This window comes from Vibrio sp. RC586 (genome assembly GCF_000176715.1).
GTDB lineage: Bacteria > Pseudomonadota > Gammaproteobacteria > Enterobacterales > Vibrionaceae > Vibrio.
In genome coordinates, this window is record NZ_ADBD01000007.1 from 806037 (window position 1) to 821752 (window position 15716).

At 42.2% G+C, this 15716-nt stretch carries 19 protein-coding genes; 15 read left to right on the forward strand and 4 right to left on the reverse strand.

What is annotated here, in order from left to right; all coding sequences use genetic code 11:
• Window positions 1-23 precede the first annotated feature (23 nt).
• Window positions 24-818 carry a WYL domain-containing protein gene (locus tag VOA_RS10625; protein ID WP_000880611.1) on the reverse strand — a complete coding sequence of 265 codons (795 nt, stop codon included), beginning with the start codon at window positions 816-818 and terminating at the stop codon, window positions 24-26.
• 415 nt (window positions 819-1233) lie between these two features.
• On the opposite strand from VOA_RS10625, the gene hcp-2 reads away from it, so the two are divergent.
• The 10 genes from hcp-2 to VOA_RS10590 all read left to right on the forward strand — a co-directional run bounded on the left by hcp-2 (window position 1234) and on the right by VOA_RS10590 (window position 10118).
• Window positions 1234-1752 carry a type VI secretion system effector Hcp-2 gene (hcp-2, locus tag VOA_RS10620; RefSeq protein ID WP_001142919.1) on the forward strand — a complete coding sequence of 173 codons (519 nt, stop codon included), beginning with the start codon at window positions 1234-1236 and terminating at the stop codon, window positions 1750-1752.
• 126 nt (window positions 1753-1878) lie between these two features.
• On the forward strand, window positions 1879-3855 hold the full coding sequence (tssI, locus tag VOA_RS10615) for a type VI secretion system Vgr family protein (protein ID WP_000212149.1): 1977 nt from the start codon (window positions 1879-1881) through the stop codon (window positions 3853-3855).
• Window positions 3855-4643 (forward strand): DUF4123 domain-containing protein, encoded by a 789-nt coding sequence (locus tag VOA_RS10610; RefSeq protein WP_001216278.1) that lies wholly within the window; start codon window positions 3855-3857, stop codon window positions 4641-4643. Before tssI ends, VOA_RS10610 begins: the two co-directional genes overlap by 1 nt.
• A complete protein-coding gene (locus VOA_RS10605) occupies window positions 4633-6243 on the forward strand; it encodes a hypothetical protein (protein ID WP_000882291.1) in 1611 nt (536 codons plus the stop codon). The genes VOA_RS10610 and VOA_RS10605 overlap by 11 nt, the downstream gene beginning before the upstream one ends.
• A 208-nt stretch (window positions 6244-6451) precedes the next feature.
• Window positions 6452-7240: a glycosyl hydrolase gene (locus VOA_RS0117675; RefSeq protein WP_032468223.1), complete on the forward strand. Its 789-nt coding sequence runs from the start codon at window positions 6452-6454 to the stop codon at window positions 7238-7240.
• Between the two features lie 10 nt (window positions 7241-7250).
• A complete protein-coding gene (locus VOA_RS10600) occupies window positions 7251-7550 on the forward strand; it encodes a type VI secretion system PAAR protein (protein WP_001136809.1) in 300 nt (99 codons plus the stop codon).
• Window positions 7551-7757: 207 nt separating this feature from the next.
• Window positions 7758-8546, forward strand: coding sequence for a glycosyl hydrolase (locus VOA_RS0117680; RefSeq protein ID WP_032468224.1), 789 nt, complete (start codon window positions 7758-7760; stop codon window positions 8544-8546).
• 10 nt (window positions 8547-8556) lie between these two features.
• Window positions 8557-8748 carry a PAAR domain-containing protein gene (locus VOA_RS19105; protein ID WP_079993816.1) on the forward strand — a complete coding sequence of 64 codons (192 nt, stop codon included), beginning with the start codon at window positions 8557-8559 and terminating at the stop codon, window positions 8746-8748.
• A gap of 128 nt (window positions 8749-8876) precedes the next feature.
• Window positions 8877-9506: a DUF2628 domain-containing protein gene (locus VOA_RS10595; protein WP_001181552.1), complete on the forward strand. Its 630-nt coding sequence runs from the start codon at window positions 8877-8879 to the stop codon at window positions 9504-9506.
• A 72-nt stretch (window positions 9507-9578) separates the two neighbouring features.
• Window positions 9579-10118 carry a hypothetical protein gene (locus VOA_RS10590; protein WP_000934804.1) on the forward strand — a complete coding sequence of 180 codons (540 nt, stop codon included), beginning with the start codon at window positions 9579-9581 and terminating at the stop codon, window positions 10116-10118.
• Between the two features lie 158 nt (window positions 10119-10276).
• Here VOA_RS10590 and VOA_RS10585 read toward each other — a convergent pair whose 3' ends face one another.
• A complete protein-coding gene (locus VOA_RS10585) occupies window positions 10277-10453 on the reverse strand; it encodes an AlpA family transcriptional regulator (RefSeq protein WP_001211491.1) in 177 nt (58 codons plus the stop codon).
• A gap of 143 nt (window positions 10454-10596) precedes the next feature.
• On the opposite strand from VOA_RS10585, the gene radC reads away from it, so the two are divergent.
• From radC to VOA_RS10565, 4 genes are all read left to right on the forward strand, one after another.
• Window positions 10597-11073, forward strand: coding sequence for a RadC family protein (radC, locus tag VOA_RS10580; protein WP_000148679.1), 477 nt, complete (start codon window positions 10597-10599; stop codon window positions 11071-11073).
• Window positions 11070-11498, forward strand: coding sequence for a DUF2787 domain-containing protein (locus VOA_RS10575; RefSeq protein ID WP_000634671.1), 429 nt, complete (start codon window positions 11070-11072; stop codon window positions 11496-11498). The genes radC and VOA_RS10575 overlap by 4 nt, the downstream gene beginning before the upstream one ends.
• Window positions 11499-11583: 85 nt before the next feature.
• Window positions 11584-11994, forward strand: coding sequence for a DUF2787 domain-containing protein (locus tag VOA_RS10570; RefSeq protein WP_050395386.1), 411 nt, complete (start codon window positions 11584-11586; stop codon window positions 11992-11994).
• A gap of 101 nt (window positions 11995-12095) precedes the next feature.
• On the forward strand, window positions 12096-13082 hold the full coding sequence (locus VOA_RS10565; protein ID WP_000858604.1) for a GTPase family protein: 987 nt from the start codon (window positions 12096-12098) through the stop codon (window positions 13080-13082).
• A gap of 34 nt (window positions 13083-13116) precedes the next feature.
• Here the strand turns inward: VOA_RS10565 and VOA_RS0117685 are convergent, their stop codons facing one another.
• Window positions 13117-13758 (reverse strand): inovirus Gp2 family protein, encoded by a 642-nt coding sequence (locus VOA_RS0117685; protein WP_000825659.1) that lies wholly within the window; start codon window positions 13756-13758, stop codon window positions 13117-13119.
• A gap of 414 nt (window positions 13759-14172) precedes the next feature.
• On the opposite strand from VOA_RS0117685, the gene VOA_RS10560 reads away from it, so the two are divergent.
• Entirely contained in the window at window positions 14173-15207 is a 1035-nt protein-coding gene (locus VOA_RS10560) for a hypothetical protein (RefSeq protein ID WP_000355642.1), read from the forward strand.
• Between the two features lie 79 nt (window positions 15208-15286).
• Here VOA_RS10560 and VOA_RS10555 read toward each other — a convergent pair whose 3' ends face one another.
• A complete protein-coding gene (locus VOA_RS10555; RefSeq protein WP_001114737.1) occupies window positions 15287-15487 on the reverse strand; it encodes a helix-turn-helix transcriptional regulator in 201 nt (66 codons plus the stop codon).
• Window positions 15488-15716: the final 229 nt, after the last annotated feature.

Below are 15716 nucleotides of genomic sequence, written 5' to 3' on the forward strand. Positions count from 1 at the left end.
CCTAAGCGTGGCTTGGCTGAGTTTTAACGTTCAAATAACCAGGGTTTGACGTCACGTGGGTTAACCAAAATCAGTTGTTGGGCTTCTGGCGTGCCTTCGAGATAGTGGGTTTTGACTTGCATCTCTTTGAGTAGGTAATCAACCAATGCGGCACGTGTGGTTATGCGCAGTTGTCCGTTTTCCATTTGGTAATCGTGGGCGATGACTTCTTTTTGCTCGTCATTTAAGCGTGGATCAGGGGCGAAAATTAAACCCACCTGCGTATTCCAAACCAGATCGCCCTCTTTGGTGTGATCTGAAGTATCGAGTAATTCTGCATCACCGCGGCAACGGCTTAAGACCAAATCGCGATAGTCCTGCGATTTTTCACAGTAGCCACGAACATGCCAACGCAAACCCGTTTTAACCAAGGTATGGGGGTGGAAAATTCGCCCTTCCCATTCGGGATTGGACAGTGACACATAGCCAAGCTCAAGGCGTTTTTGCTGACGAATCGCTGCCGTTAGCGCGGCAATCACCTGTGGTGCAACATAACGCTGTGGAACGCAGCAGTGCTCACCCAGCGCGGCATTAAATGATGACTGAGGCGCATAAAACTGACCCGTACTGAACCATTGCAAATAATGCTCAAGCGAGTGTTTGGGGGCTTCAAAGAGATATTGCGCGCTAAATTGATAAGGGCCAGACACCATTTTCTTTAACCGTTCAGGATGTTGCTCTTGGTAGGCTCGGATATCCTGATAGGCTTGTTGGCGGGTAATCGAAAACTGATCGATCAGATCTTTGTTCCGAACATAGCCTTGCCACAAGGCTAGCATTTCTAAAAACCGATGCCGTTCTTGAAGAGTGTGTATGGTCAAGCTATATATGCCGATTGTCTAACAATGGGCATAAGGTAGCATAATCAATAAGATGTGTTCGTGATAGTTTCGACATTACACGTCGAAGTGGTTAAGAACTCAGGTATAGCTATACCGATTTCATAGGAGACAACGGCTCTTCATAAGCCAGCAAGCCTCCAATATGGTCAAAAAACCTAGTCTGGATTTGGGGAAATAGAAGCAACAAAATATTGCTCGCTGGGTAAAGTATTGCTCGATGCGGGCAAAAACCTGCCCGGAATGTCAAAGAAATCAGAATAACCTATTGATATTGTTAGTCTTGAGTTATGGCATGTGACTTGCCCTGTTATGGGCCAATGTTTTACTCCTCGTACATTTATAAGGATTCATCATGCCAACTCCATGTTATATCAAGATTGAAGGCCAAACTCAGGGTCTGATTACTGCTGGTGCGTGTACTGCAGATTCTATCGGTGATTCATTTGTTGAAGGTCACGAAGATGAGATGCTGGTTCAGCAATTTGATCACACAGTAACAGTACCTACCGATCCACAATCGGGTCAGCCTTCAGGCCAGCGCGTTCACAAGCCATTCAAATTTACTGTGGCGCTGAATAAAGCGGTTCCTCTACTGTACAATGCGCTTTCTTCAGGCGAGAAGCTGAAGTCCGTTGAGCTGAAGTGGTACCGTACATCTCTAGAAGGTAAACAAGAGAACTTCTTCACGACTAAGCTGGAAAACGCTTCTATCGTAGATATTCACTGTGAAATGCCACACTGCCAAGATCCAGCCAAAGCAGACTTCACTCAAAACCTGACAGTGTCTCTGTCTTACCGCAAAATCACCTGGGATCACGTTAACGCGGGGACTTCAGGCTCCGATGACTGGCGTAAGCCAATCGAAGCGTAATTCGCGCTCCGATACGGTCGCTCACTTTCGGGTGAGCGGCTGAAAACCTTAAACTCAGCCTATCGATTCTGCGGTGCACTGAGTTTAAGGTTTTTGTCATTTTCCGTATCAGAGAAGGAAGGCGTAATGGCGACATTAGCTTATACGATACACATCGACGGGCTCGGTGATGAAACGCTCGTTGTGACCAGCTTTGAGGGACAGGAGTCTCTCTCGAACACGGTTTTTCAATACGCCCCCTGCTACGGCTTTCGATATGAAATTGCTTTAGCCAGTCGACAACCTCATCTCAGTGCGGCGCAGGTCGTCGATAAATCTGCTGAGCTGAGAATGTTCCGTGATGGTCAATTAGTCCAACGGGTACACGGCATTGTGCGTGCTTTTTCTCAAGGGGATATCGGTCATCACTACACCCTCTATTCCTTAACGCTAGTACCTGCTCTTGAACGTCTATCGTTGCGTCACAACAGTCGTATTTTTCAACGTAAAACCGTTCCTGAAATCTTGTCTGTGATCTTACAAGAAATGGGGATCAACGATTACGCCTTTGCTCTAGAACGGGAATGTGAACAACGTGAGTTTTGTGTTCAATATCGGGAAACGGATCTTGATTTTCTGCACCGCTTAGCCGCCGAAGAGGGACTCGTTTATTGCTTTACCCACGAAGCCGGTAAACACACGCTGTTATTCAGTGACTCTAGCGCGACACTCAATAAATTAGCCGAGCCTATCCCCTACAATGCATTAGCTGGTGGCACACAAGACACGCCTTATATTTCAGGATTGACCTCGCGAACTGAAACCCAAGTCAGTGACGTCGAACTCAAAGATTACAGTTTCAAAAAGCCAAACTATTCCTTCTTACAAAGGACTCAAGGGGAAGAGATGGCTTACCAACAGGCCATATACTCTCACTTTGATGCTCCGGGTCGTTATAAGGATGACCTCAATGGTAAAGCGTTTAGTCAAGTACGGTTGGAATATTTAAGACGTGAGGCCCATACAGGCTCTGGAAAAAGTAACCAACCACTACTGAGAGCTGGCTATAAGTTTACATTACAAGATCACCTGAATACGGCTATGAATCGGGATTGGCTGCTGATAAGCGTTCATCACCACGGCACCCAACCGCAAGCCATGGAAGAGGAAGGTGGCAGTGGTGCAACAACGTATGCTAACCAATTTACGGTAATTCCTGCGCATTTAAATTGGCAAGCCACGCCACAACCTAAACCTTTAGTCGACGGACCAATGATAGCCACCGTAGTCGGCCCTAAAGGTGAAGAGATTTTCTGTGATGAATATGGACGAGTCAAAGTTCATTTCCATTGGGATCGTTACTCGTATGGCGATGAGCAAAGCTCATGTTGGGTACGGGTGTCACAAGGTTGGGCTGGTAGCCAATACGGCATGATCACCATCCCTCGTATTGGTCATGAGGTGATTGTCTCCTTTTTAAACGGCGATCCGGATCAACCGATTATCACTGGGCGCACTTACCATGCAACCAATACGCCTCCTTACCCTTTACCAGAAAACAAAACGAAGACGGTACTGCGCAGTGATACGCATCAAGGAGAGGGTTTTAACGAACTCAGCTTTGAAGACCAAGCGGGTAAAGAGCTGATTTATCTGCATGCGCAGAAAGATATGCAGGTCAAAGTAGAAAACTCCAGCCACTCCAGAATCAATTACGATCAATCGGTCAGTATTGGCCATGATGAAATGCATGTTGTTGCTAATGATCGTAAGCTCACGGTAGATGGCTCACAAAGTCAGGTCACAAAAGGGAACTATGTCTCTGATACTCAAGGGGATAAACACGAGTCCATCGGCGGTGATTTAGCACGCAAAATCGCTGGTGCCATCGGGGTCAGTGCCGACGGGGACATTACGATAAAAAGTGGCAGTAAAATTACCCTACAAGTTGGCGGAAGTTTTGTTGTGATTGATGCCAGTGGTGTCGCGATAGATGGTGGCACCATCTTGATTAAATCGGGAGGCTCCCCCGGCTCACTAGCCCTTCCTTCAAGCGCGGATGTGTTGGAAGCTGCCGCTTCAGCAGGGAGCGCTTTTGTCGCTAACTGCCCGGAGATGAGCTGATGCGTCATTTAGTCAATTATGCGGTGGTGGATCGAGCCGTTGCACCTGAGTTTATTGCAAAAGTGAAAGAGTCGAATAACCAACATTGGTGTTTATTTCCAGAGCCAATCGAGAAAGACTTTGCCTTAGTGGCCCCTTTTCTGGTGCTCATGACTCCTGAGCTTACCACGCAGCTCACCACGAAAAATGCACCGTGGGGATTTTTCCTTCAATCAGAGTATGACCACAAGGCACTTCGTACTCATCTTCGCCGTCTGATGAACATTGAGATCCTGCAGACTAAAGAGCGGCTGTTTTTTCGTTACTACGATCCACGTGTGTTATGGGCTGTACTCGATGGATTTGAGCCTCTGTGGCTAAACCACTTCCTCGGCCCGATACAAAGCGTTCATACCACATTCCCTCAGCAACGAGCGTCAGATTTCGAGCCGATGCTGACACCCTATCGCCCATTTGGGTATGAAGCATTCACGCCGTTTCCCATAGAGCACACTCATTACCAAGCCATCCTTGCTCAGTGCGAGCAAAACTTGGTCGATGAAGTTGCCAGCATGGTTGGTGATAAAGACAAAGTTTTTAGTAAAGCGCTGGTCAACCAATTGATTGAATGGGAGATCTCCCTTCCAACTCACATCAAAAGGGTTGCACAGTGGTGTTCAGATGAGAAAATTACTAGCCTGCTTAACTTTCCTAAACCGTGGCAAACACTGTTATCGAACACTCAATACCCAGCGGATTACCGAATCATGCGTCTTCAGTCTGAAGTAAGGACAACTCATGTTATGTAAACACCCGGCAGGTGTTGCTTGCCGTTGTAATCTAAAAGGCGATTGTCTAGTTCGCTACCAAATCACCAGTGATGCTGGACTATTCGAGTTTAAAAATGGCGATAACAAATTTTCGACCATTAAGCTTGTCGATAAAGGTCAAGGAACTAAAGTCAACATTGCGATAGAAGGAAAATGCACCAACAACCTGACTACATGCCCAACCGGTTACTTATCGGACGAACGCTCTTTCTCAGAAGCGCTTTCGACTTCGCAATGTAAAGACCATACTTTGTTCTACCGTCAAAAGTCTGGGCAAGACGTCGACTTGTTTAGCGCAATACAATACTTATTGGCTCAAGATGGATTTACCGGAATTCCCTATACTCGATATAAAGTATGCATTACTCAATGCGCGGGAAAACCACAAACACAGCAAACGCTGTGGTTATCACCACCTGTTCAATATCTGTTGGGTAATATCCCTTATGACACTTACATTGAAGTCTATCCAAAGGTCGACATTGAATCGAAGCTAACTCTCGACTATTCAGGCTCGAAATCTAATCTAAGTGATGAAGATAGATATACGCAATATATAGAGCGTCAAAAAAAGGGGATGCATGATGGCACTCCGATCCCCACTCAAGAGATCAAAAAGAAATTTAATCTTTCTGGCACGTTGACCGTATCTCAAGGAAGTTCAAAAACCGAGTACTCTGCATCAAAGACAATGACTAAAAGCAATTTAGTTAAAGTCAAAAACATACAAGACTCCTTTGAAAACTTCCGAGAACAATGGAGCTTGATTAACGGTATCATTGGCATCGTTGAGCACTTAAAAAATGGTACTTACCAAAACACTGGAGCGGATAAAGTAAAACTGGTCAGTCTTGACTTTGGGCCACCAAAACTTGTCCTAGAGGGCAAGAGAAGTAGTGAGATTGTCGATTCAAAAGTGGTGACGACCGGTAATGTAACCTTAAAGTTCGATCCTCTATGTGACTTAAAAATCAGTCTCGACTTAATTTTGGCGGCAGCAGCATACTTTAAAATGGAAAAGGCCGTCGCAGAAATTCGAAAACAAGCTAAACAGCTAGAAGAAAAAGTTAAAGCCGGAGAAATCGGTGCTTACGCAGGCGCAGAGTTTTTCATTTCACTAGCTACAAAGCTCGATGCTTCCGGCACAGTTACCTTCAATTCGGAGCACCCCGCCAAATACGATCTGTCGCAGGTGGCAACGGTCACACTCTCTTCTTTAGTCAATTTAAGAGGAGGGGCAAAAGTTTGGGTCGTGGAAGGGGCATTTTTATTAGAAGCCAAGGTGGTTGCAGAAGGAAAAATTGCTCTAAGAAGCAAAATTAAAGACAAAAAACCTCTTGTAGAACTGATTTTTTTCCACGATGGGATTAAAGCAGAAGTAAAAATTGAGATATCAGGAGATATTGCTAAAGAAGGAACAGAGTCAACCAAAGGAAACAGCGGCTTTTGGGGCGGCTGGGGAAGCTCTGAAAACTCTGTTGAAGTAAGTGCCAAGAACACATATACCAAAGAGTGGATTTGGGCCAAGGCATTAAGTGAAACCAATTCCCGCTATCGCACAACCTTAATTGGCGGATAAGAAGAGTCTAATGAAGAAACAATATTTAACCCTAATAACCCTGTTATTACTGAGTGGCTGTACAGGGAATGACGAGGAACGAATGAATATCAGAGAACAGGTCTCAACCGTATCCATAACAATCGATAACGAAGGTGAAAAACCGCCAGTGCTCTATACGGCGAATATCAATTCAAAAACCATCTTTTGTGGTGGAAAAATAAACGGCATGGAGCAATTAGATAATCTCGGCTCAGATTCTGGTACATTTTCATCTGGATTTAATGCGACCGCTTTTTTACAGCCAGGAGAGAACGAATTTAGTATTGGAACTGTTCCGAGTGGTGCATACAACGGCGACTTTACTTATCACGAAAACGATCGTTGTGAGCTCACTATCTTTGGCGCATTTCCTGATGGTAACAAACAAGAACTCTCTAACCTAACCGCAACCATTATCGATGGTAAGCCAAACGTAAAAACCTCCACAATTTACCCCGATAACCATAAAACCCCGTTAGCAAATGTCGATGGCGTTATATCTCATCGATTAACCGACTTTACTCGTCCGATTTATATTAAAACTATCCCTCGCTGGCGCTGGGTGGATGCGACGCCAATTCGTGAAGATAACCCTGAGCAGATGAAACAGCTCTACCGTGCGTATACCAATCTCCTAACATTAATGGAAAAACGCGATTTTGAAGGGCTAAAAATGGCTTGGTCTCTTTCCAACAGAGAGAAAGCAATGGCCGAAGCTTATTATTCAACCCCTGATGAATTTTTTGATGCTGTTGGCTTTGAATCGACCTTTGAAAGATATGGAGATGGAGAAGTCAGACCTAGACGTGAATGGCATGAATATAAATTAAAAAGTTATATGGGAGGTCGATTAGTAAGACTCGAAGATACGAGAGGTCATTCTCCTTTAAGGATTGGTTCTACTAAGAACGACCTCGTCTATTCACCTACGCCCTACTTCTCCATGATTGATGGACGAATCGTCATATCGCGCTAGGAGAACCAAGATGCCAAGAGCAGCAAGACTCGGTGATATCGGCTCTGAGCATGATTGCTTCCCGCCGACGCCCATTATCGCAGGAAGTGGTGATGTGTTTATCGATGGTAAACCCGCCGTTCGACAAGGTGATGCTTTAGAGCCTCATGGTTGTCCATGCCCGAAAACACCTCATGGTGACCATCCAAGAGCGGTTTCCGGTGGATCATCCGGCGTTTTTATCAATGGCAAACCCGCAGCTCGTCTCGGTGATGCGATTGATTGTGGAGGCACTATTGCCTCCGCATCTGCGAACGTGCTCATTGGGTAAAATATGCACTTGAATCTATTACTACCAATCATCGGCTGCTTAGTCATTACGCTCTCCGCTTGTTCTAGGGAGAGTGATTTAATACCAATCAGAGAACAAGTCTCAACGGTTGATGTAAAAATCGATAACGAAGGTGAAAAACCGCCTGTGCTCTACACGGCGAACATCAATTCAAACACCATCTTTTGTGGTGGACAAATAAACGGCATGGAGCAATTAGATAATCTCGGCTCAGATTCTGGTACATTTTCATCTGGATTTAATGCGACCGCTTTTTTACAGCCAGGAGAGAACGAATTTAGTATTGGAACTGTTCCGAGTGGTGCATACAACGGCGACTTTACTTATCACGAAAACGATCGTTGTGAGCTCACTATCTTTGGCGCATTTCCTGATGGTAACAAACAAGAACTCTCTAACCTAACCGCAACCATTATCGATGGTAAGCCAAACGTAAAAACCTCAACAATTTACCCCGATAACCATAAAACCCCGTTAGTAAATGTCGATGGTGTTACATCTCATCGATTAACCGACTTTACTCGTCCGATTTATATTAAAACTATCCCGCGCTGGCGCTGGGTGGATGCAACGCCAATTCGTGAAGACAACCCTGAGCAGATGAAACAGCTCTACCGTGCGTATACCAATCTCCTAACATTAATGGAAAAACGCGATTTGGAAGGGCTAAATATGGCTTGGTCTCTTTCAAATAGGGAGAATGCAATGGCAGAAGCTTATTATTCTACCCCTGATGAGTTTTTTGATGCTGTTGGTTTTGAATCCACCTTTAAGAGGTACAGCGATGGAAAAATTGAACCTAGACGCGAGTGGCATGAGTACAAGTTAAAAAGCTACATGGGAGGACGCCTAGTACAATTAGAAGATAAACGAGGGCATTCCCCCCTGAGAATTGGTTCCGATGAGCAAAATTTAATTTTCTCTGTCTTACCCTACTTCTCCATGATTGATGGACGAGTCGTAGTATCACGCTAGGAGAACCAAGATACCAGGAGCAGCAAGACTCGGTGATATCGGCTCTGAGCATGATTACTTCCCGCCGACGCCCATTATCGCGGGAAGTGGTGATGTATTTATCGATGGTAAACCCGCCGTTCGACAAGGTGATGCTTTAGAACCTCATGGTGACCATTCAAGAGCAGCTACAAAAATAATTTACTTCGATATGACCATCTAGAGGTAGCCCTGTGTAAAAGCTTTTTGGGTAGGAAAGAGTTCTTACTCATAGAAGGCTTACGTTGACGTAGAGCCTTATTCTTTGGCGTAAACAACGCTTGGTATTTAATTCGAGAGAGGTTTAATAGTTTGCAAAACAGTATAAATACAATTGATGACTTAGATGTTAGTAATAAGTGGAAGAGCCGTTTTCATCTATTGAAAAATCTAGGGGCAGATGAACTCAGCCATGCTTTGATTTTAAAGAGTGAAGCTTATAGAGCATTGTCTTTTAAAGAACGTATGTTTTTTATTTCTAATTTCGCGGCGTTTTTTGGTGGCTTTCTATACTACTTCTATAAGCGTATGTATTTGAAAGGCTTAGTACTTCTTTCTTTATCTATGCTTTGGATAGCTGCTCTAGCGGGAATTGAGTTTGTTAGTGGGGTTATCATCCCCGATGTAGTTTTTTGGAGCTTATCAGCTTGCTTGTGCTCCCAGTGGGCTAACTATGACCTGTATCGAATGACGTTTCATAGCGAGCAGCTATGGGATTGGATTCCAGAGCGGTGGCGAAATAAGTCAAGTGTTCTTTGGTTTTTAGCCCTATGTGCTGCAATTTGGGGGAGTTCAATTTACTACATGGCCACGCATACATACTCAACGTATGCGGCCTATGATGACCCAAATTCTCTACGTGTTCCTTGTGGCTCATTTGTGATGCTTGCCACTCAAGAAGAAGTTGATAGCTATGGTCGAGATGTAATTTGCAATCAGTAATGCAAGATTAACCACCAGCTTGACTCGGTCACAACAACATTCAGACTTAAAATGATTAGGTAATATAAGCGGATGCTGAATCGCGTTTACTTTCATCTTGAGCAGCGGAAGATATTGTATCAAGGTAAAGAAGATATAAGCCCTGAGATAGCTAAGGTAATGTTTTCAAAGCTTAATAAGGGCTACTACACGTCACAAGAGGAAGAGTTCATCATTAAGCTGTTTGTTAAGAAATCCTTTCTTAACAAACGAAATGGTGAGTATGAGTTTATTAAAAAAAGTAAACCTTATAAACCAAATGTCATACCCAAAAATATTCGAATTCTCTTTCTATCGATTGCGGCTGGGTTAGTACTCTATGGTTTGTTTGGTATTAACCACGGAGAAATTTACTTACCTTCCAAACGAGGACATGGCGTTACTTTTATCGGTGATTCGATTTTTGTTTTATTTGGCTCTTTTGTGGTGCTAGCTATCTGCTGCATCATTATTGTGGTGGATCATTATGACAAGAGGAATAACGAACATCTTTATGATTTAGCATTAAAGGGGCTTGGCTATGTCAGCTTAGCCTTCTTCATAGCAGCTTGTATTTGGAATCTTGCCAGTTAAATATTTACTCTTTGTGATTTATTTCGAAATGAGAAGGTTGGTCTATCCACAATCCTATCTAGAGCGCTATGTTCTAAGTGATGCGCTCAATATCTTGCGCTGCCATTTTACTTGGCAGCGCTTTTCATTTCACGCATCAGACTTCCTCCATAAATCCACTAACGCCGCTCCAAACGCATTTCCATCCACTCATCCACTTCGCTTTCCACCCAGGCAATCGCCCTTTCTCCCAAGCTCACCGACTGTGGAAACTCGCCATCATTCATTTTGCGGTAAATTGCTGAACGGCTTAGTGCGGTCTTTTCCATTACTTCTTTTAGTTTCAGAAATCTCATGGGATGTTCTCCTATGTCTTGTTGTCCCATGGGATGAACTGACTCTGTAAAAAATAGTTAAATCAGAGCCTTACCTATATTCAAAGCCAATTTAGATATATGTCATCACTGTGAACCTTCCCACTATTGTTAAGGAGCAGGCTATGACTCATTTCCCTCGCCACAGCTATTTACTCTCGCAACGAGCTTATGAGCATCGAGTACTGGAAGAAGCAGCAGAGATCCTTGAACAGCGTTATGTGCGCGGTGAAACCTTTGCACGTACGGAAAACACCACGGAATACTTGCGCTGTAAACTTGCTGGATACGAGCACGAAATGTTTGCCGTACTGTTTTTGGATAACCAGCATCGGCTAATTGAATTTAAGGAGCTCTTTCGCGGTACGGTCGACGCCGCCAGTGTCTACCCAAGAGAGGTACTAAAGGAGGCACTAAACGTTAACGCAGCAGCGGTGATCTTTGCGCATAACCATCCCTCTGGCGATCCGGAGCCTTCACAAGCCGATAGGCGTATTACTCAGCGCTTAAAAGACGCCTTATCACTGGTAGATATTCGTGTGCTAGACCATGTGGTCGTTGGCAAAAGCAGCGTGTCATTTGCAGAAAGGGGCTGGCTATGATTGTGGAAAGCTATCAAACGATCCAGTTAGCTGACAGCTTTTGTCATACGTTGAGCGCGATACTTCGTCGCTTTGACATCCCACAAGAGGCAGAGCGAATAGTCCTCAACTGTCGAGATCCAAACTATTACAGCTCTCGCCAGGGCCTACATCCGGTCGAAATACAGTTCAAGCGAGAAAGCAACGAGTCCCTGTGGTCCATCGCGTTTATCGCCAGTTTTTCTTATCAGAATGACAGGCATGACTCGTTGGATGTCGAGCTCTACTTTCACCTTGCTAACCGTTGGTGTTACCAGCCTGATGCCGGTTCTGCTGATTTAGCTCACCCAGCCGTGCTAGACCTGTTTTATAGCTGGTGCTCCGCATTTGAGCGCCACCTTGCCAAACAAGCGTTGCAAGATATTCAACTCACCATGATTCGCTAACCCAAGGCGATTCTTCTTAATCGAATCTTATTTTTGTAGGAGGCATAACCATGTCTAACATTTTGTTCAACCCACCCACCTTTCCATTTCCAAACCGTTTCATGCCCTACTCGCTAACATACTTTCTGAACATCAAGCAAAAAGTGAAGTTCAGGCCACCAGCAAAGAGGTTGTCATGAACTTTCGAGACAGTTCTTACAGTGCCGAAGATGGCGGTTTTCATCCGGTAGAAATTGCACTGATTCAGTCTAGTGATGGCCAATGGAGCATTGAATACATCACGGATTTTGCTTATGTCGGCAACCACTTTCCTGAGCTAGAACGCTGCTTGGATTTTGATTTCCAGCGTGGGGATTTCTTCACCGCCTATCACGGATGGAATCCTATCGTAGGTAACCGTGATGCGCGAGAGCTCTACCAGTTATGGGAGAGTAACTTTCTCGCCTATGTCGCAACGGAAGCTTTTGATGATATTTCATTAACCTCAGCTCCTTAGTTCCATCAAAAAACCGACAGGTTCATAAAGATAATCACCGTGCTCTGGGGCTCCGCGCTCTCCAAGTTCATCATCTCAACATTAAAAGAGGATCCACAACAATGAAAACTACTGATTTATTCTCAACTCTAGAAACTAACATTCTTCACAACTCGTTAGATTCAACCACGAAAGATAAGTTACTAAGTAACTTATCTTTCCTTCGCAAAGCATCACTGAATATTCTGATCACAGGTTCCACAGGCTCTGGGAAAAGCTCCACCATCAACGCTCTATTTGACATGACGGTTGCCCAAGTCGGCATCGATAGTGATCCGCACACGGAATGTGTTCAGTGTTACCACTTAAATAATCTCGTGCTATGGGACACTCCAGGGCTTGGAGATGGGATCGATGAGGATAAAAAACACGTACAGGCCATTAAACAGCTTCTCAACAAACGAGATGACCATGGTCAGTTGGTCATTGATTTAGTTCTCGTGATACTTGATGGCGGCTCTCGCGATCTGGGTACGCCATTGAGACTCATCAATGACATTGTTATCCCGCAATTAGGCGATGAAGCCGAAAAACGGCTCATCGTTGCGGTGAATCAAGCCGACGTTGCATTGAAAGGACCTGAATCATGGAACTACAGCGACAATCTACCAACGGACAAGGCTAAGGTATTTCTGGAGAAACAACAAAACTCGATAGCAAGACGTATACATAAAGCCACACAGATAAATGTTAAGACTCTTTACTTTGTAGCGGGCTACAGTGATGGAGTCAATCGCCAGAGGCCTTACAACCTATCAAAATTGCTTTATACCATTGTCGAAATACTACCAAACAATAAACGAGTAATGCTGGCAAATCGTACCATTTCCAATGATGCAGATAATTGGAAAGATAACGATGCCAGCGATTACAATAAAAAAACCACCTTAAGCCTTTGGGAAGCCATTGTAGAAACAACTTTACAAGGCGCATCTATTGGCTCCGATATCGGATCTATTTTCGGAAAACCAGGCGAGATCCTAGGTAAAGTCATAGGCTCTATCGCTGGTCTATTTTTCGGTGGTTTACGATATACATTTGGGTTTTAAATGTAACCATTAAAAAGAGGCGAGCCTCTTTTTTTTATTTTCGACTAGTCGAGAAATTTTTTAATCCATTCGAATAGATTTTCGTATCAATTTTAGCCAAGTAGCTTAAGCGATAAAAACACTGTCGGTATTCCTCTTGATAAGGATCTTTCCCCTTATAAATGTAATAAGTAGAGTTACTTGGGAAATGCACACTACTTTTCACCTCAAAGTATTCAATACCTAAAGCACTTGCCCACGCTGCTTTTATCATTGAAGAAAAATTATCACTATCCTTAGTAATATTCCCCAAACAAAAGTAAACATCTTTATTAAGAAATAATGCCACATGGTAATGAGGATTCCCTGAACTTAATTGCTCCCTTACCCAAACGTATCTTAACGTACATTTACCAGCCTTACCCTTTGTTTTTAAGTCATGTTTTATTTTTGCTTTTAACGAAGAAAAAAACCTAGAAATATCGCCACAATTATGCCCTGTATAATAGCTAGGGTATCTAAGATCAATTCTCTGCACGTAAACTCGATTATATTCAGATAAAGAGATATCTAAAACATCCCTAATGGCAATCAAATATTCCTCACATAATGGACCATATCCTTTAATGACAGTGTTAGATAAAAAACTCTCGCCATAGAAAAGAGTCAGGTTCGGATTTTGAATTAAACGTTTCATTAGTCACCTCTATGATTAACTTGTTCATAGAAGATATCCACCTTGTTATTTTTAATGTGCTTACTAAACCTATATTACTATACCAACATAATCGAACTTACTACCTTAGCTACCCACCTTCTGTTCCAACGCACATCTAGAGACAATGTCACGTTCTGCCACTCTGGAAAAACATTACCGCAGCGTCAAAAATCAACGCAGAGAGTTTCACCACATAAGAAAATGCTCACTTCATCGCATAAATGCCTTAAGTGCATAGACTTGAGCCACTATAAAGACACTATAAAGACACTATAAAGATCGACAATAAAACTACAAAAAAATTGCCTATTACAATCAAAAAAACTTCAATAAACAATTAAAAAACAGACAATAAACAGACAATAAACAGACAACAAATAACGAAAATACAAAATGGATATAACACAAGATTATTTAGAAAATGACATATATAATTTAATTTCAAATGATATATTTGAATTAGTCGCACACCATCTATTGTTGAATTCAAATGATACAAGAGAATATAAATTCAACAAAAAAATATTTAGTATAAAGCATGATAGAAATGCTATTAATTCAAAAATAAACTCAATAATAAATGATATTATTGAAATATCAAATGGAGCGAATCGCCATCAAGTCAATTCTAGAGACATAGACAAAAAAAATCCTTCAATAGCAGAAGTGAATGATTATTTAAAAATTGACAGACCCAAAAGATTAGTATCAACATCTGATTTAGAATGGATAAAAATGGGCAACTCACGCCAGTGTCTTTTTTTATTCTCATTGCTATTCATCTATTACAACCAAACATCTATTTTAGAGGAACTTACAATATTATCATCTAAAAGCTTCAAAAATGTAATATTAGATAAAATAACAGACGTAGATATTCAATCCAAAATATCCATATTAAATCATTTTGATCCAAATATAACACATAGCTTTGATTTAATGCATGAGCATTTATTGCTTTTCTTTATGTCGATAAATAAAAAGGAAGCAATAGTAATGATGGATGAATTAAAGAAAAAATGGAGTTCAGCATTAAAAAACAACAATCATGATTGGATAGATAAAAAAAACACAGTTCAAATTTACTGGATAGTAGAATACTTTAAAAAATCAAACATAGAACTTTGGTTTATAAACAATAACGAAGATATTGATTATAAGTATTACTCATGCTTAACTCTACTCGACTTATGGCAAGAGGATTATTTCATACCAGAAATTGGAAGCAAAGATTACTTCTTAGAAAAAATGAAAAGATCTTGGTCTCAACAAAAATATAGGCTTAGTGTAAAAGATAAGAAATCAATAAATTTACGAGTAGATAAAGAAATAGAGAGAAAACTTAATAATTTATGTTATGATTTAAAATTAACAAAAAGCCAACTCATTGAGTTAGCTATTGAACAAATAAATAAATCCAAACATTAATCTAGTAATTATGATTATCCATTGTTAAGCCTGCTTTCATTAATGAAAGCAGGCTTAAGGATCATTAAAATAAATGTTATTAATTCACACGACGATTTGTGATCCGTTGAGCAATCCACTCCTGCACCTCGCCTTCTACCCAAGCTACAGCACGACCACCCAGTTGAACTTGGGGCGGGAATTGGTTTTCTTCAATAAATCGGTACAAACTAGAGCGAGACAAACCAGTCATAGTTAGCACTTCTCGAAAGCGGATCAAACGAATGTTGTTTTCTGGCATATTCACACCTCTCAGGTTGGTTAGTTGCAAGAAGATGACATATGTCTGAATAGTTTTTGGTTAGGTGTAAATTGGCTTTAAGTCATTTACGCTACTGCTTTATCAGGACCCATAAGCATGGATAAAAACTAAAAAGATAAATGAGACAGAAGTGCCATTGGGTAACTAGCAACAATTTATGGGTACACTAAAAGGTACACCAATAAAAATCAAATCAATGAAATTCTTA

Bases quoted from the DNA above. Each gene is read 5' to 3' on its own strand.
- VOA_RS0117680 (WP_032468224.1), top strand. From the start codon at position 7,758: ATGGAGCAATTAGATAATCTCGGCTCAGATTCTGGTACATTTTCATCT.
- VOA_RS10565 (WP_000858604.1), top strand. From the start codon at position 12,096: ATGAAAACTACTGATTTATTCTCAACTCTAGAAACTAACATTCTTCAC.
- radC (WP_000148679.1), top strand. From the start codon at position 10,597: ATGACTCATTTCCCTCGCCACAGCTATTTACTCTCGCAACGAGCTTAT.
- VOA_RS10555 (WP_001114737.1), bottom strand. From the start codon at position 15,487: ATGCCAGAAAACAACATTCGTTTGATCCGCTTTCGAGAAGTGCTAACT.
- tssI (WP_000212149.1), top strand. From the start codon at position 1,879: ATGGCGACATTAGCTTATACGATACACATCGACGGGCTCGGTGATGAA.
- VOA_RS10575 (WP_000634671.1), top strand. From the start codon at position 11,070: ATGATTGTGGAAAGCTATCAAACGATCCAGTTAGCTGACAGCTTTTGT.
- VOA_RS10605 (WP_000882291.1), top strand. From the start codon at position 4,633: ATGTTATGTAAACACCCGGCAGGTGTTGCTTGCCGTTGTAATCTAAAA.
- VOA_RS10610 (WP_001216278.1), top strand. From the start codon at position 3,855: ATGCGTCATTTAGTCAATTATGCGGTGGTGGATCGAGCCGTTGCACCT.
- VOA_RS10560 (WP_000355642.1), top strand. From the start codon at position 14,173: ATGGATATAACACAAGATTATTTAGAAAATGACATATATAATTTAATT.
- hcp-2 (WP_001142919.1), top strand. From the start codon at position 1,234: ATGCCAACTCCATGTTATATCAAGATTGAAGGCCAAACTCAGGGTCTG.
- VOA_RS10600 (WP_001136809.1), top strand. From the start codon at position 7,251: ATGCCAAGAGCAGCAAGACTCGGTGATATCGGCTCTGAGCATGATTGC.
- VOA_RS10590 (WP_000934804.1), top strand. From the start codon at position 9,579: ATGCTGAATCGCGTTTACTTTCATCTTGAGCAGCGGAAGATATTGTAT.
- VOA_RS10585 (WP_001211491.1), bottom strand. From the start codon at position 10,453: ATGAGATTTCTGAAACTAAAAGAAGTAATGGAAAAGACCGCACTAAGC.
- VOA_RS10625 (WP_000880611.1), bottom strand. From the start codon at position 818: ATGCTAGCCTTGTGGCAAGGCTATGTTCGGAACAAAGATCTGATCGAT.
- VOA_RS0117685 (WP_000825659.1), bottom strand. From the start codon at position 13,758: ATGAAACGTTTAATTCAAAATCCGAACCTGACTCTTTTCTATGGCGAG.
- VOA_RS0117675 (WP_032468223.1), top strand. From the start codon at position 6,452: ATGGAGCAATTAGATAATCTCGGCTCAGATTCTGGTACATTTTCATCT.